General features: G+C 42.3%; 16 protein-coding genes and 1 tRNA gene. 14 read left to right on the top strand and 3 right to left on the bottom strand.

Annotated elements, in window-relative coordinates; translation table 11 throughout:
• The 12 genes from BLR84_RS02410 to BLR84_RS02455 all read left to right on the top strand — a co-directional run bounded on the left by BLR84_RS02410 (nt 1) and on the right by BLR84_RS02455 (nt 9289).
• Nucleotides 1-1452, top strand: coding sequence for a RagB/SusD family nutrient uptake outer membrane protein (locus tag BLR84_RS02410; protein WP_090463797.1), 1452 nt, complete (start codon nt 1-3; stop codon nt 1450-1452).
• A 117-nt stretch (nt 1453-1569) separates the two neighbouring features.
• A complete protein-coding gene (locus BLR84_RS02415) occupies nt 1570-2574 on the top strand; it encodes a glycoside hydrolase family 43 protein (protein WP_090463800.1) in 1005 nt (334 codons plus the stop codon).
• 107 nt (nt 2575-2681) lie between these two features.
• Nucleotides 2682-2837, top strand: coding sequence for a hypothetical protein (locus tag BLR84_RS29895; protein WP_176851927.1), 156 nt, complete (start codon nt 2682-2684; stop codon nt 2835-2837).
• Nucleotides 2838-4240: 1403 nt separating this feature from the next.
• The gene (locus BLR84_RS02420; protein ID WP_090463804.1) at nt 4241-4561 is read left to right on the top strand and encodes a single-stranded DNA-binding protein; all 321 of its coding nucleotides are present in this window, start codon (nt 4241-4243) and stop codon (nt 4559-4561) included.
• A gap of 35 nt (nt 4562-4596) precedes the next feature.
• Nucleotides 4597-5463: a hypothetical protein gene (locus BLR84_RS02425; protein WP_090463807.1), complete on the top strand. Its 867-nt coding sequence runs from the start codon at nt 4597-4599 to the stop codon at nt 5461-5463.
• Between the two features lie 30 nt (nt 5464-5493).
• Nucleotides 5494-5745 (top strand): hypothetical protein, encoded by a 252-nt coding sequence (locus BLR84_RS02430; RefSeq protein WP_090463810.1) that lies wholly within the window; start codon nt 5494-5496, stop codon nt 5743-5745.
• Nucleotides 5746-5749: 4 nt separating this feature from the next.
• The gene (locus BLR84_RS02435; RefSeq protein WP_090463815.1) at nt 5750-6373 is read left to right on the top strand and encodes a PRTRC system protein E; all 624 of its coding nucleotides are present in this window, start codon (nt 5750-5752) and stop codon (nt 6371-6373) included.
• 16 nt (nt 6374-6389) lie between these two features.
• Complete coding sequence (locus BLR84_RS02440; RefSeq protein WP_090463818.1) at nt 6390-6605, top strand: PRTRC system protein C; 216 nt, start codon at nt 6390-6392, stop codon at nt 6603-6605.
• Between the two features lie 3 nt (nt 6606-6608).
• Complete coding sequence (locus tag BLR84_RS29900; protein ID WP_176851928.1) at nt 6609-6785, top strand: hypothetical protein; 177 nt, start codon at nt 6609-6611, stop codon at nt 6783-6785.
• Between the two features lie 98 nt (nt 6786-6883).
• A complete protein-coding gene (locus BLR84_RS02445; RefSeq protein WP_090463821.1) occupies nt 6884-7762 on the top strand; it encodes a hypothetical protein in 879 nt (292 codons plus the stop codon).
• Nucleotides 7737-8477: a hypothetical protein gene (locus BLR84_RS02450; protein WP_090463824.1), complete on the top strand. Its 741-nt coding sequence runs from the start codon at nt 7737-7739 to the stop codon at nt 8475-8477. Before BLR84_RS02445 ends, BLR84_RS02450 begins: the two co-directional genes overlap by 26 nt.
• Entirely contained in the window at nt 8474-9289 is an 816-nt protein-coding gene (locus tag BLR84_RS02455) for a PRTRC system ThiF family protein (protein WP_090463827.1), read from the top strand. The genes BLR84_RS02450 and BLR84_RS02455 overlap by 4 nt, the downstream gene beginning before the upstream one ends.
• A gap of 530 nt (nt 9290-9819) precedes the next feature.
• On the opposite strand, the gene BLR84_RS02460 is transcribed toward BLR84_RS02455, so the two are convergent.
• From BLR84_RS02460 to BLR84_RS02470, 3 genes are all read right to left on the bottom strand, one after another.
• Nucleotides 9820-10860, bottom strand: a complete 1041-nt coding sequence (locus BLR84_RS02460) for a PDDEXK nuclease domain-containing protein (protein WP_090463829.1) — start codon at nt 10858-10860, stop codon at nt 9820-9822.
• Between the two features lie 74 nt (nt 10861-10934).
• Nucleotides 10935-12173: a site-specific integrase gene (locus tag BLR84_RS02465; protein ID WP_090463832.1), complete on the bottom strand. Its 1239-nt coding sequence runs from the start codon at nt 12171-12173 to the stop codon at nt 10935-10937.
• Nucleotides 12174-12461: 288 nt separating this feature from the next.
• Nucleotides 12462-12534: transfer RNA gene (locus tag BLR84_RS02470), tRNA-Phe, on the bottom strand.
• Nucleotides 12535-12751: 217 nt separating this feature from the next.
• On the opposite strand from BLR84_RS02470, the gene BLR84_RS02475 reads away from it, so the two are divergent.
• A complete protein-coding gene (locus tag BLR84_RS02475) occupies nt 12752-14053 on the top strand; it encodes a 4Fe-4S dicluster domain-containing protein (RefSeq protein WP_090463834.1) in 1302 nt (433 codons plus the stop codon).
• Nucleotides 14054-14080: 27 nt separating this feature from the next.
• On the top strand, nt 14081-14521 hold the full coding sequence (locus BLR84_RS02480) for a DUF2750 domain-containing protein (protein WP_090463837.1): 441 nt from the start codon (nt 14081-14083) through the stop codon (nt 14519-14521).
• Nucleotides 14522-14540: the final 19 nt, after the last annotated feature.

The following is a 14540-nucleotide window of genomic DNA, read 5'->3' on the forward strand; positions in this document are numbered from 1 at the left end:
ATGAAAAAGATATTAATTATAATAATGATCCTGTCGGTAATGGGCTGTAAAAAGGCGCTGGTAGAAGACCCTAAAGGACAGGTAGTAGGAACGCAGGCATTAAGTACCGTAGCCGGTTTAAATGCAGCATTGGTAGGTGCTTATAAACCATTGTCAACCACCTGGGTAAGCGGGTTTACTACAGCAGCGGTAGTTGCTGTGTTAATGGGCTCCGATGACCTGACCACACATCCGGCCAGCAACAAGGCCGATTTGCGGGAGTTTGATCAATACCATGTTTCCAATCTTAACGGAAGGATGCTCAATATCTGGAACGGCTGTTACAAATCTATACAGGGTGCTAACAACATCATTAACAATTATAAATCAACCACAGGCGATGCTGCCACCATCAATCAAATCCTGGGCGAAGCTTATTACCTGCGCGCGCTTGATTATTACTGGCTTATCAGACTATGGGGAAAGATCCCGCTAATCACATCGGAAGTTTATAACCCGGATGTTTTAAAGGTGGGGACATCTGCTCCTGCCGAAGTATATAAACTAATCGAAAGCGATCTGCTGAATGCTGAAAAACTGATGCAGAACAAAAAATTAGATGCCGGTCGTACGTCAAAAGGCGCCGCGTCAGCACTGCTTGCAGATGTTTACCTTACAGAAGGCGGTTGGCCCGTTAACGATAATACAAAATATGCCTTGGCAGCTGCCAAGGCAAAAGAGGTAATTGACAATAAGGCTGCCTATGGTTTTGATCTGGTATCTGATCTGAGCACATTATGGCAGAATACAAGGGTAGGAACAACAACATCTGAAGAAGTATTTGCCATTCATAATTGCGGTACCTGTAACTGGTTTAATTCAAATGCACTTTATGGTTCTTCTGCAATGCCCGGAGAAGAAAACGGCTGGGATGATTATTTTACCGAAATCAAATTTTTCAATGATTTCCCGGCCGGGCCAAGAAAAGATGCCACTTTCCACACCGTCATTAAAAAGTCTGATGGTACAACCATACCATGGCAGAGCGATGCTGTAAAACATCCTTATTTTGAGAAATTCAGGGCACCCGTTGAGGGCAGTACTGACGGTTCAAGTGGTACCGTTCAAATGATGCGCTATGCCCATGTTTTATTGATATATGCCGAAGCACAAGCCAGGAGCGGCGCTGCCAATGACCAGGCTTACGCCAGTGTTAATGCAGTACGTTCACGTGCCGGTTTAGTTCCTTTGGGTGGTTTATCAAGTGCAGATTTTATAAAAGCGATCATTAATGAAAGAGCATGGGAATTTGCGGGCGAATATACCAGGTGGTTTGATATAGTACGTTTACAGCTGCTAACCCAGGTTATTGCTAACAGAGATCCGTCAGAAAATGCCCCAATTGGAACGCCGCAATACTATTTGCCTATTCCATCCGGCGATCTGCAATTAAATCCGAACTTAGGAAACTAAACAGCAACACTGCTCCATATTGGGCCTGAATTGAAAATAATTAAAAAGTTAAACAATTTTGACTGGAATCGCCGATAATGATTCCAGTCAATTTATATCCTGATAACGTCAACCTAAATGAAAACGAAACACATCTCACTTATTACATTATTAATAGTTATTAAAAGTTTAGCCTTTGCAAATACGAACAAATCTATTGCCGATACATCTGCACATGGTAGGGTATTACTTGATACAGATGGTAAGCCCATCAATGCCCACGGACCTGGTGTAATGTATCATCAAGGTGTTTATTACCTTTTTGGCGAAATAAAAAATGGGAAAACCTGGCTTGTTCCAGGCCAGAACTGGGAAGATTACCGGGTTCCGGCAGGAGGGATATCTTGTTATTCATCTGTCGATCTGAAACATTGGAAATACCGGGGAATAGCCTTAAAATCGGTTGTTAATGACCCGGGTAATGACCTGGATACCGGCAGGGTGATAGAAAGACCTAAAGTGATCTATAATGGACGTACAAAGAAGTTTGTGATGTGGATGCACATAGACAAGAATGACTATAACTACTCACGGGGCGGAGTTGCCATAAGTGATAGTCCGTCCGGGCCGTACCAATACCAGGGCAGCATAAAACCCAATGACCAAATGTTAAGGGACATGACTTTGTATAAAGATGAAGACGGTATAGCTTACCTGATTTACTCTTCTGAGGATAATAACACCATGCATGTTTGCCTGTTGAGTGATGATTATTTAAAACCAACAACAACTTACGTAAGAATATTTGAGAATAAGAGAAGGGAAAGCCCTGCTATCTTTAAAAATAAAGGGAAGTACTATTTAATTACATCAGGTTGTTCGGGCTGGTCGCCGAATGCGGCATCATACGCGGTTGCTGATCATGTTATGGGGCCATGGAAAGAGCAGGGCAATCCATGTAAAGGGTCAAATGCAGAGGTAACCTTTTTCTCACAGGGAGCATTTGTACAACCTGTTATTAACAAGCCAGGAGCGTTTATTTTTATGGGTGATGTTTGGGATAAAACCAATCTGGAAAAGTCCGGGTATTTATGGTTGCCTTTGAACTTCAATGATGATAAAATAGAGATTTATAATCCTTAATTTATTATACCGAAATTAGGCTTAATACGGTGATCAAAGTTGGATATTCCGCAGAAATTGACCAGTGATCCATAAGTAAAGGCATTGCGGGGCAAGTAACAACAGCAATGACGTCAATAATCGCCGGCTACAGTGGTCTCAGGAAGTTCAAAAATGTGGTATTCGAAAATCTTCGCATTAATGGAAAACTGAGAACAGATAAAATGCCGGGTATGCCGGGATGGTACAAAACATCAGATATGGCAGGCGTCTTTATCGGCTGATATGTGAAGAATGCCTCGTTAAGGAAATGGCCGGCTGATTGATATTGTTAGGCTTATATGAAAATGATACAAAACACATAGTCGGGGGAATTGCAGCATGATGTTATGAGCTATAAAATTCAGAGAATAAAAAAAATGTTACAGATGGTGGAGTATGAATGGTCTTGGGATCTTCTTATTTAAACAACTACATTCGAAAGTCGAGACTTCTGCTGGAATTCAGTTAATATCAAGATATTACCAGCCGATCGGCTATCGCGATTGGACAGCGGAAATCTGAGTAAAGAATGCTTATGAACAATAGTTTTTTTAAGAGTTTAGGTTTATTGGGGCTCTTATTTGTCGGTTTTGAAGCTAAAGCGCGGCAAAATAACCGGCCTTTACCTCAACCGGTCATCTCTTGACCATGATTTGCAGGAAATGAGACCGCCAGTAGTATGGACCTCAAAGGACCTTGTTAACTGGAGCTATAAAGGAACGCTTTTTTCCGGGCATTGATTGGAACAAACATTATACCTATGGCCCGGAAGGGAAAAAAAGCGCTATTTCAGATATGGGACCCCTGGCATGGTAATTAAAAAAACGTACACCTTATCATTTGTATGCTACCATTGTTAAGCCTGATTCAAGGCTCGGTACTTATCATTTAACGGCGAACAGACCGGAAGGTCCCTTTATGTTCAGCAATGGAACGAGTGTTTTTTTTAACCAGCCCAAAAAAGAAAGGGAAGAGACAAAGCCTGTTGTGGCTGACATAGACGGGGATCCTTTTGTGGATAAGGCTTGCAAGCCTCCGTATTCTGGTGCCGTCGAAAAGCAGCCAAACTAAGTGAAGACTGAAAAACTATGGAAGGCCCGGAAATTTCTATTCCAACCAAAAGAATTGGTTATTCTGAAGGCCGGGTCCTATTTAAACGAAACGGCATCTATTACTATTTCTATACATTATCTTGGCGGAGCTAATTACGCTTATGCCTATATGATGACCAAAACAGTCCTTGTGCGCTCACAAAAGACCCGTCGGAAAGGATAACCGGGCCCTCCGGATGCCTCGTCCGGCAACGGTAGCCGGAAGGGCAGTTGTCCTTTTAGCCGGATAAAATCCTGACCTAATTACCTCAAACTTTCTTTTCCATAACTTTTCCCGGACTGCTGCCAAGTTTGAAATCCTGTTTTATTTAGCCTTTGCTGGAGGCAAATTTACCCCTCTTCAGCGGTCAAGGCCATGCGAGTGCCGCTTTAAAAAATCTCCACACCTCGCTGCGCTCGGGTCGTATTTTTTGCGGCAGCCTTGCCCCGCTTGCCCCCCGCGCAAGTTTTTTGCCTCTATCAAAGGCCAAATGAGGGTTCTGCCGAAATGGTCATTGACAAACAGATTTTTTTAAGAATTAAAATTAAAAGCAATGGAAATCATCGGAAGAGTAGTAGCAGACGCTGCTGTGAGAACAACAAAAAACGACAAAAAAGTAACCGGGTTCCGGGTGGCGATTAACCACAGGTACACATCGAACGGGGAACAAAAAGAGGAAACTACTTATGTGGATTGCGCTTACTGGCGTACTGCTAAAATAGCGCCTTATCTGACCAAAGGACTATTGGTCCAATTGTACGGACACATGACCGCACAGCCCTGGGTGAGCCGTGACGGTGAACCAATGGCAAGCCTGAACTTTTATACTAATGAAATCACCTTGTTAGGCGCATCAGCAAAAAAATTAGCTTGAGGAACGGCAGTTTATCAGAAATCAAAGCGAGAGAGATGGAAAGAGTTAGAGATATCTATACGGTAGCCCACAATTGGGCGAACCGTATCGGGGAAAGCGCTAAGGCAAGCAACTTGTTTTTTGAGGATGACAACATCTATTCCTATGGGCGTCATTTCCTGATAGCCAAACATGTGGCCAATCAAAGGGGAGAACAGGCCGTGTTATTCACTGGGCGTACTTACAGCAGGTCAACTTCGGCGCATGTAACGATCGTCCGGAATGCTTCCCGCCATTTGGATAAACTGCCTGTGCCTGATCCTGATTTGTCAAAGGAAGACCTTTTTGAAAAATGGTATGGCGACATCAGGAATATTGCTGATTCACTTGCCGGTGCCCGTAAGCCACAAAAGCACATTCTGGAAATCGGGCGGGTATTTGACGAAGCCAGGCGCTATGCGGATTTCTTTGACTATGAACTGCCCGAAGTGTTGGTAAAGGCGGGTGAAATTCAAAGTGGTGAACAATACCATGATTTATTGCAACAGGAGCGGGAACTGCGAAAAACACAGGAACAAAGAGCGCAAGCTGAGGCCCTGCGTTTGCAGAAAACACGGTTGAAGGACTGGCGGAAATTCAAAGTTCATTATCTGCGGACTGCTGACGGTTTTGATTACCTGCGCTTTCATAAGGCTAATCAAATAATCGAAACCACCCAAAGGGTTGAATTTTCATTATCCGCAGGCCGTCTGCTTTACAGTTTCGTTTTGGCGTCCCTTGAAAAAGGCGGTTGTGAAAATTGTGGAGAAACCTTTTTAGGCAGGTACAATATCACCGAAATCAACAGCAGATTCATCCGGGTGGGTTGCCATAAGGTATCCTTAACAGAAATCAAATCTTTTGCCAAAAAACAGAGGTGGTAACGGCCACCTCTCATTAAAAATTACGAGATAATGGAAAAGCATCGTGCATACACCTTAACGTGCGGCTTGCTATTGATAATCATCGGGTTATTTGCCCGGTATAACATCGGCAGGCGCAGGTTTAACCGCCGGGGCATCGGTGGCCAGCAGCAATTCCCGACTTACGGCAGGTTCATTTTAACGGTCATCGTGGAGAGAGGCATTTATTTTATCGGGACAATTTGCCTTTGGGCGGGCGTTTTTTTCCTTGCCATCACAGGCTTTAACCACTTTAAATTTTAACGATATGAAAACGAATTTTTTTGAACAGATAGCAGGTTTGCAAATCAATGGCACGCTGCAAATCAATATCCAGCCACACGAGGGCGGTACGCTTACCGTATCGGTGCTATTGGCGAATAACAACCCCAAAATCACCTCGGGTAAAAACATCCCGCCGATGCTGTTAAAAGCCACTGCGCAGGAATTGGATGAAGAGTTCTTTACGGAAATAGGCGAACCCACGAAACAAACCGTGCGGCTGTTTGCCAATCTTGAAGCTTATCAGACCGAACTGGACAAGGCCAAAAAACAACCCGAAAAACCGGGCGGTAAAACGGCAACGGTCGATAATACGAAAGCCGTGGATAACAGCCTGTTTAATCAACCTGCGGAGGAACATGAGGATGATGTGCATGATGATTTGGAGGAACAGCACGATGAAACGGAAGCTTTAGTGGAAAAAGCACGCCTGTATGACGAGGCTATGCAACGGGTGAACCGGTTGAACACCGACATGAAATACAAGGAAGCTATTGCCCAATTGCCTGATGTGGATGAATACCCTGATAAGGCAAACGAAATCAACAAAAGGCGGGAGCAATTGCAGCAACGGCAGAAACTCTACGCCAGTTTACAAACCGAAGTTTAACGCTAATCATACGACCATGATAGTTAACCAATTAAAAAGGGTGTTTCTGCATAAGGAAAACGGACAGGAAGTACGTTTGGCAGACCCCGGAGCGGAATTTACCGCAAACGATGTACAGAATTTTTATTCCGCTAATTATCCCGTACTCACCAATGCGAAAATCATCGGCCCTGAAATTAAGGATGATGAAATGCAGTACCGATTTGAGAGTACGATGGGGTTTAAAGGATAAGCCATGATAAGAGAGCTAAAAACAAGGGTGGTTAAGATAAAAAAGGAGAACAGGGAATGGAAGCTACAACAGCAATTCGGGGCGTTCGTGGACAAGTTAAACCGCTTGCCCGATGCCGGAGAGGTTCAGCGCAACCCTATGCGGAGCGCACCCGCCGGGCTGACCGAAATGGTTTTTTAAGACACAGGTTCACACCGTTTTGGCAATATAGCGGAAGCAGGGAAAGGGCAGAAAGGGAGTTTCTATATTCCCTTTCCATCCTTTGCCAACACTATGATTTGCAGATACCCGCTTGTGTAAATGATAGCTTCCCGCAAAATATCTACCAAACACAGCAAAGCATCTATCAGCAACTAAAGGCCATCGATGAAAAGCTGTTGTGCATCATTGCAAAGGACGAAAGGCATGTGGCCACATTGGCGACCGTTAAACGGTTCGATACCAACATGACCTTATATTATATCCCCGTGCGTCCCTTATGGCATTGGATGCAATGCGGTCAAAGTCAAAGCTTGGCTGAATTGATAATCAGCATGTTCGCTTACTTGGAGCAGGTGGTTGGAGTTCCGTTTTATACGGAACAGGACAGTTATCTGGCAAGCCAGTACGAAACCTTGGAACAATGGGTGAATGATGATCAGGAAGATGATGCCTGCCGGGACAAACAACTGGACGAGTTGTACACGATGCACAATGCGGGCTTGAAAATCTATGCGCAAATTATTAACCCGCAAAAGCTGATAACATTTGAAAGTGTCGTTCAGAACTTTCAACCCCGTGAAAAGGAACAGGATTGGAAGTTGGTAGCGGATGGTTTTTTACAGCTTTACAGGCAGTACCCCGCACGCTCCATATTCGATAATATCCATTCCGCCTTGTTATATCCACAGGACGCAGATCGCATTTACGCAGACCAGTACATCAGCTTTTACTGGAGTGGAAACGATTGTTTTCAGGATTGCCTGTTTGAGATGATTGATAACCATTTTCAGGAAATTGCCTATATGGATGAACCTGCACATGTAACTTTATTCGATTACCCGCCTGAAAGTATAACAGCTGATTTTGATTTTGAAACCCGCCTGTTTGACCTCATAAACGACCTGAGCAGGCTGTTAAACCGTTACGATCATGAACAATGTGAGCCAGCAATTTAATGAACAATACCTGCCTGTCAAAGCCCTGCTGATATACCAGTCAGCCGAACAGGAAAGTGAGAACTATGAGTATAAACCAACCGAGATTTACGTGGAAAGCTATGACATCGGTAAACACGGCAATCCCATTAATGCGCATCCTTTATCGCTGAAAGAAATGAGCACCTTGAGCGAGTTATTGCAATCGACACAGGAATGGCAACATAATTATCTGCAATGTAAGGGGGTGATACCTTCAAACTTAATTTATGTCAACAGTCAAACCAATGGCTATGCGGTTTGGTACACGACACCACAGGAAGTCAACCTGTTTTTTAGCGATGCTTTAGGTATTCCATCGGGTAAAGCCAAAATACCCGCCCTGTTATGGAAGGCGGCGAAAGAGCGGTTGGAGGTCTTTGCCCTGAAAGGTAAAAACAAGCCTAATGCTGATACTCCGCTTTATTATGCCCCCTTATTCAATCTGTCTCAAAACGGTAGCGTTTGCATGGGTACGGTTAATGTGCAGATTGACCGGCAAACCTATTTGGAGCAGTTGATGACCCAATGGGAGAGCTATTTCTTTAACAGCTATTTCACGCATACGCTCGGCAATCATCGGCATTCTAAGGGCAATCTAATCCAGTTATGGCAGGGACAGATCGGCACAGGCAGGGATTTCCCGCAGGATGAATTAATCAAAAGCGGTAAAACATTAAAAGACATTATCAGATGAAAAAGCTAATCAAAAAAGACAAAAGAACTGCGGTTCATATCGTGAACAATGAGATATTACAGCCCTATAATCCCGTTACCGTCAACCTGATTGGTGCAGGCGGTACTGGTGGGCAGGTACTGACCGTTTTGGCAAGAATGAACCAGTCTTTAGTATCGCTCAACCATCCCGGCTTGATGGTCAGGGTGTTTGATGACGATACGGTAACCCGTGCGAACTTAGGCAGGCAGTTATTTACCACCGCTGAATTGGGCTTATATAAGTCTGTCGCCCTGATTAACCGCATCAACCGTTTTTTCGGCTCGAACTGGAAAGCTGTGACCGAAAAATACGATAAGTCATATAATGGAGAGAACGCATGGGCGACAATCACCATAGGCTGTGTAGATACTGTACAGGCCAGATTGGAGATAGCTGCGATTCTTAAGAAGCTGAACAAAAGCATGGGAAACAGCCGTAGCCAACCGCTGTACTATATGGATTTTGGCAACAGCAGGGAAACAGGGCAGGTTATCTTATCCACCATCGGTAAAATCAAGCAGCCTGAATCTAAACAATACCGCACGACAGATATGTTACCAATGGTAACTGATGAATTTGGCGAACTTTTGTCTGTATCAGAAGCTGGCGATAATACGCCAAGTTGTTCGCTTGCCGAAGCCCTGACCAAACAGGATTTATTTATCAATTCTGCATTGGCAAACTTGGGAGCATCGTTGTTATGGCAATTATTCCGGGAGGGAATGTTGTTTAACAGGGGGTTCTTTTTGAACCTTAGAGATTTCAGGACACAACCGCTGAAAGTGGCTTGAGTTTCCTGGTGTCAGTCAGCACTAAATATATTAAGGCGGATTAACACCATCCCTCAAAACTCCCAAGGGGCTCCGGCGCGCCGGAGCCCCTTTCGCCCCCTATTTTCGCTTCGCTATTCGTACTTTGGTGAAAATACGGGGGCGCTCCATTACAAAAAGATTATTCCATGAATTTATATATTTGTTCATGGAAATATGGAAATGCTTCAGAAATCTAAAAATCTTTCTCAACGAAAGTTAGTTGGTATGGCAAGGATGAATCCATCTCACTTGAAGCAAGATAGAAAATGCGAAAACCGATGCGAAGTCCGCGAGCCTGTTTTCGATCATCAGTGCATAGAGCCTTTCTTGACATTAATGTTAAAATGTAAATATAATTGCAATTTTGTTGCATTATTACAATTGATCAATAAAAAAACATATCCATTTCTACTATTCTCCAGGATTGGAGCATTGCAAGGTCACCCGCACTTATCGTCTGTCGGCAATTGTGCAAGTAGCACTTGCACAATTAGAATTGGGATAACGGGCTATTCCAATTGTTTTTTCAAATCCTCCTTACTTGGCAGATAGAGCTTATATTCTTTGCTGAATATTTGATCATTATCTAATGGAAGGGTAAATTCCACGACAGATTTATTATCCTGCTTACAAAGAATTATTCCTAAAGTTCGGTTTTCGTCAGGCAGTTTTATTTTACGGTCATAATAGTTAACATACATCTGCATTTGTCCGATATCTTGGTGAGTTAATTTTCCAATTTTTAAATCGAATAATACAAAACATTTGAGTAGCCTGTTATAAAAGACCAGATCAACATAGAAATGATCCCCCTCTAATGTGATACGCCGCTGTCTTCCTTCAAACGAAAAACCTTTTCCCAATTCCAGCATGAAATGTTCTAACTTGTTGATGATCGCGGACTCCAGGTCATTTTCTGAATAGCGATTATCTTCGCGTAAGCCAAGGAACTCCAAAATGAGAGGGCTTTTTAAGGTGTCGGTAGATTTTTCTATTACCTGCCCCCTTTGGGCAAGTTGTTTGATTTCTTCTTTGTTTCTGCTTAATGCCAGTCGTTCATATAATGAGGTACTAAATTGTCGTTGCAATTCCCGAACTGACCAATTGCCGTTTGCGGTTTCAATTTCGTAGAATTCTCGCTCGCTTTTATCCTTGATCTTTAAGAGCTGTACATAATGCGACCAGCTTAAATTAAAGGTTATGGGTAAATTTCGATATACTGTCTCGGAATTTGGAGCTGGAGATACAGAAATACTAGACACTGTCTCGTAATTTCTGTATTCGATAAAAAAAGCGCGCATATTTTGCAGATTGTCAACTGAATACCCTCTGCCAAAATCCTTTGTCAAAGATTGACTTAGTTTCTTCAATGTTTCCTTAGCATAATTCGCACGTTCTTTGCCATTCTGTTCATCTTCAACGATCATCTTTCCAATCTGGAAATAGGTGAAGACCATAGTTGAATTAATATTTCTTACAATCTGATTTTGGGATCTTTCGATCAGCTCTTTTACAGACTGGAAAAGCTGGTTAATTTGATTCTTCTTCATTTTTATGATTATTTTAGTTTCTGATATTAGTTATTAGAGGTAACGCAAAATGCGATTCCATAAAATGGTATTGTTTACCTTTCCGTATTCATAGTTGTTAATCTTTTCTTTAACACTGCCATATCCTCACTTATTTTCTGTTCAATTACACGTGCGTAGATCTGAGTTGTTCCCATCTTCGTATGCCCAAGTATTTTACTCACGGTTTCAATGGGTACTCCATTAGATAGAGTGACTGTTGTGGCGAAAGTATGCCTGGCCATGTGAAAGGTTAAATTTTTTTTGATCTTACATAAGTAGGCGATTTCCTTCAGGTAGCTATTCATTTTTTGGTTGGAGATAACCGGAAATAATTTATTGTTGGACATGGCTCTGTGATCACTTTGATATTTAAGTATAATTGCCGAAGCTTTGGGGAGTAGGGGAGTATTGACAGGTGTTTTAGTTTTTTGACGATAGGTTTTGATCCACCATTCTCCGTCTATGCCTTTAGCTATCTGCTCTTGCGTTAAGTTCATCGCATCCACGTAAGCCAGGCCGGTATAACAGCAAAACACAAAAATGTCCCTGACAAATTCCAGTCGATACAGATCGAAAACTTTTTTCTCGATTTTCAATAATTCCTCCTTAGTGAGATGCGCCCTTTCCTCATGCTTAATCTTGATCTTGTAACTTTTGAACGGGCTGGTACTGATCCATTCCATATTGATGGCCATGTTGACCATTTTTTTCAATCGGATCAGATGCGTCATAGCGCCGGTGTTGCCAATTGGTTTTTGATGGTCTTTGGGTTTTAAGCTCCGGAGATAGACCTCAAAGTCCGTCAGGAACTTAAAATTGACGTCCTTGATATGCAGATCGTTTTTATGGTACTGGTCTTTTATAAACGACCTTAAATACTTTTGAGACGTTTCATAATGACTGAGTGTATTTGGCGAAAGCTGGTGGACAGCGGTCTTATTGTGGTACGCAAAAAGGTGACTTAAGGTATGCTCAACTTCCTCCGTACGTAAAAAAGTGTTTTTAATAGCCTCCGCGGTTATGGGCAGCTTTTTAAGCTGCAATTCCCGGTAGCACTCGCCAATTTCAGTTCGGACATCTTCTAAATAATTGTTCAGAGCGCGTACTTCGTCCCTGCTGCCTTTGCCAAATCCACGCCTGGTATCCCAGGAACGGGGTTCAATGTATTGTTTCAGTCCGAGGTGAATGATCTCCCGGTTTACGGTAATTCGTGCGTAAATGGGAGCCTTTCCGTCTTTTAATTTGTCCGGTCTGATCAGGAATTGCAGGCCGAAAGTGTTTACTGTTCTCATATCCTTTGCGTTTAATTGATAATTTATGGCACATTTTGAACAGATTTGAGGTATAAAAACGGCGCAAAATTACCCAGATTTTATGCTATTTCGATGTGGCATAATTAGTTGTATTACAATTAATTACATCGCTTTTCAATACCTCAAAGCTAAAGATCAAAAACAGGTTACGGAATAGGTATCAGATATGCTGCGTTGTTTTGGGTAGTTTTGCGTTTGGGGCTAAACGAAAAAAACCTGTAAATCAACGATTTACAGGTTTTTGATATGAGTTGATACTCTTTTTTGTGGTATCAGCTGGGATCGAACCAGCGACACAAGGATTTTCAGTCCTTTGCTCTACCGACTGAGCTATGATACCTCCGTTTGGGGAGTGCAAATGTAGCTTTTTTTTTATGTTTGAAAAGTTTTTTTTGAAAAAAGTTTAAAAATATTCTGAGGAAAGTATGTGCCGATTTTTGAAATTAAACAATTTGCCAGTTAATCAGTTACTTAGCTTTAAAGATATTTTTCAATCCTAAAACATTTTTCTCTTTCAACAATTCAATTAACTTTGAATAAAATACTATGCACGCATAATGATTGCACAAGTTATATTTATTATCATTTTAGGAGCTGCCGTTTACCTTTTTGCAAAAAATGCAGCTAAAATAAGGCGCAATATTTTGCTCGGGAAAGATACTGACCGATCTGACCGGCCCGCTGAGCGCTGGAAAGTAATGGCAAAAGTGGCTCTTGGACAAACCAAGATGGTAAAACGTCCGGTGGCTGCAGTTATGCACTTTTTTATTTATATCGGGTTTGTGATCATTAACCTGGAAGTGCTGGAGATCATGATTGATGGGGTATTCGGTTCACATCGTATATTTTCACACCCATTGGGAAATTTGTACGGATTTTTGATAGGTGGCTTTGAAGTACTGGCAGTGTTAGTGCTTATAGCCTGTGTTGTTTTCCTTGGCAGGCGTAACATTGTCCATTTAAAACGCTTTACAGGCACCGAGATGACAAAATGGCCCCGGTCTGATGCCAATTATATCCTCATTACCGAAATTTTGCTGATGAGCGCTTTTTTAACCATGAACGCAGCTGATTACAAACTGCAATTATTGCATTTTAGTCATTATGTTAAAGCAGGCAGTTTTCCGGTGAGTTCATTAATAGCGCCGCTATTGCCTGATGGAGCAGGCGCTCTCGTTATTGTTGAGCGGGTATGTTGGTGGTTTCACATTATGGGGATACTAGCATTTTTGAATTATTTGCCTTATTCCAAGCATTTTCATATTCTGCTGGCTTTCCCCAATACTTACTACTCTAATTTAAATAACAAAGGGAAATTTACCAATATGGCATCGGTTACCAACGAGGTAAAGGCGATGCTTGATCCCTCTTTTGTTCCAGAGAGTACTGGCGAACCTGCACGTTTCGGGGCCAAAGATGTTACCGATTTGAGTTGGAAAAACCTGATGGAGGCTTATACCTGTACGGAATGTGGCAGATGTACTTCGGTATGCCCGGCCAATATTACCGGCAAGTTGTTATCGCCCCGGAAAATTATGATGGATACGCGCGACAGGCTTACCGAAGTGGGTAATAACCTGGATAAGCACGGAAAAGACCATGATGATGGTAAAACTTTATTGGATAACTATATTACCCGCGAGGAGCTTTGGGCCTGTACAACCTGCAATGCCTGCACTGATGCCTGCCCGGTAAATATTAATCCGCTGGAGATCATTACCGAAATGCGCCGTTATATTGTGATGGAAGAATCACAAGCTCCGGCCAGCCTCAACAATATGTTTGGTAATGTAGAAAATAACGGAGCCCCATGGAAATATAGCCAGGCAGATAGGTTTAATTGGGCAGAGGGCGATTAAGTTGGGGATTTATAATAGATAATAAGGATGTTACAAGATATAGCAACAATTGAATCAAAGTATAAACTATTTATAGAAAAGACTGCTGCAAGCAAACTGGTGTGGGCATTAAAGAGCAAAAGTGGCTGGGCTAACTCTCATTCAAGTAATAGTGAAGAAATTGATGTAATCCCATTTTGGTCAGATAGAGCTTATGCTAAGATCTGTGCCAGGGATGATTGGAAAGGTTACTTACCCGTTGAAATTCCGTTAGCGGAATTTTTAGAAAGCTGGTGTACAGAGATGGCTGATAATGAAGTTTTAGCCGGTATTAATTGGGATGCCAATATGCTCGGAAAGGAAAGTGCTGCTTTAAACCTGGCGCTTGATATTCTTGAACAATTGAATGCCATTAACTCAGCAATTACTTTTAAAAATTATAACAGTATAAACGAATTTATAACAGAGATCAGTGAATCACTTGATTAACTGAGGAAAATCATAAATA

Source organism: Mucilaginibacter sp. OK268 (assembly GCF_900103125.1).
Classification (GTDB): Bacteria; Bacteroidota; Bacteroidia; order Sphingobacteriales; family Sphingobacteriaceae; genus Mucilaginibacter.

What these genes read in the sequence shown, in the direction of transcription:
- BLR84_RS02410 (WP_090463797.1), top strand. Translation starts at nt 1, where the DNA reads ATGAAAAAGATATTAATTATAATAATGATCCTGTCGGTAATGGGCTGT.
- BLR84_RS02415 (WP_090463800.1), top strand. Translation starts at nt 1,570, where the DNA reads ATGAAAACGAAACACATCTCACTTATTACATTATTAATAGTTATTAAA.
- BLR84_RS29895 (WP_176851927.1), top strand. Translation starts at nt 2,682, where the DNA reads ATGACGTCAATAATCGCCGGCTACAGTGGTCTCAGGAAGTTCAAAAAT.
- BLR84_RS02420 (WP_090463804.1), top strand. Translation starts at nt 4,241, where the DNA reads ATGGAAATCATCGGAAGAGTAGTAGCAGACGCTGCTGTGAGAACAACA.
- BLR84_RS02425 (WP_090463807.1), top strand. Translation starts at nt 4,597, where the DNA reads ATGGAAAGAGTTAGAGATATCTATACGGTAGCCCACAATTGGGCGAAC.
- BLR84_RS02430 (WP_090463810.1), top strand. Translation starts at nt 5,494, where the DNA reads ATGGAAAAGCATCGTGCATACACCTTAACGTGCGGCTTGCTATTGATA.
- BLR84_RS02435 (WP_090463815.1), top strand. Translation starts at nt 5,750, where the DNA reads ATGAAAACGAATTTTTTTGAACAGATAGCAGGTTTGCAAATCAATGGC.
- BLR84_RS02440 (WP_090463818.1), top strand. Translation starts at nt 6,390, where the DNA reads ATGATAGTTAACCAATTAAAAAGGGTGTTTCTGCATAAGGAAAACGGA.
- BLR84_RS29900 (WP_176851928.1), top strand. Translation starts at nt 6,609, where the DNA reads ATGATAAGAGAGCTAAAAACAAGGGTGGTTAAGATAAAAAAGGAGAAC.
- BLR84_RS02450 (WP_090463824.1), top strand. Translation starts at nt 7,737, where the DNA reads ATGAACAATGTGAGCCAGCAATTTAATGAACAATACCTGCCTGTCAAA.
- BLR84_RS02455 (WP_090463827.1), top strand. Translation starts at nt 8,474, where the DNA reads ATGAAAAAGCTAATCAAAAAAGACAAAAGAACTGCGGTTCATATCGTG.
- BLR84_RS02460 (WP_090463829.1), bottom strand. Translation starts at nt 10,860, where the DNA reads ATGAAGAAGAATCAAATTAACCAGCTTTTCCAGTCTGTAAAAGAGCTG.
- BLR84_RS02465 (WP_090463832.1), bottom strand. Translation starts at nt 12,173, where the DNA reads ATGAGAACAGTAAACACTTTCGGCCTGCAATTCCTGATCAGACCGGAC.
- BLR84_RS02475 (WP_090463834.1), top strand. Translation starts at nt 12,752, where the DNA reads ATGATTGCACAAGTTATATTTATTATCATTTTAGGAGCTGCCGTTTAC.
- BLR84_RS02480 (WP_090463837.1), top strand. Translation starts at nt 14,081, where the DNA reads ATGTTACAAGATATAGCAACAATTGAATCAAAGTATAAACTATTTATA.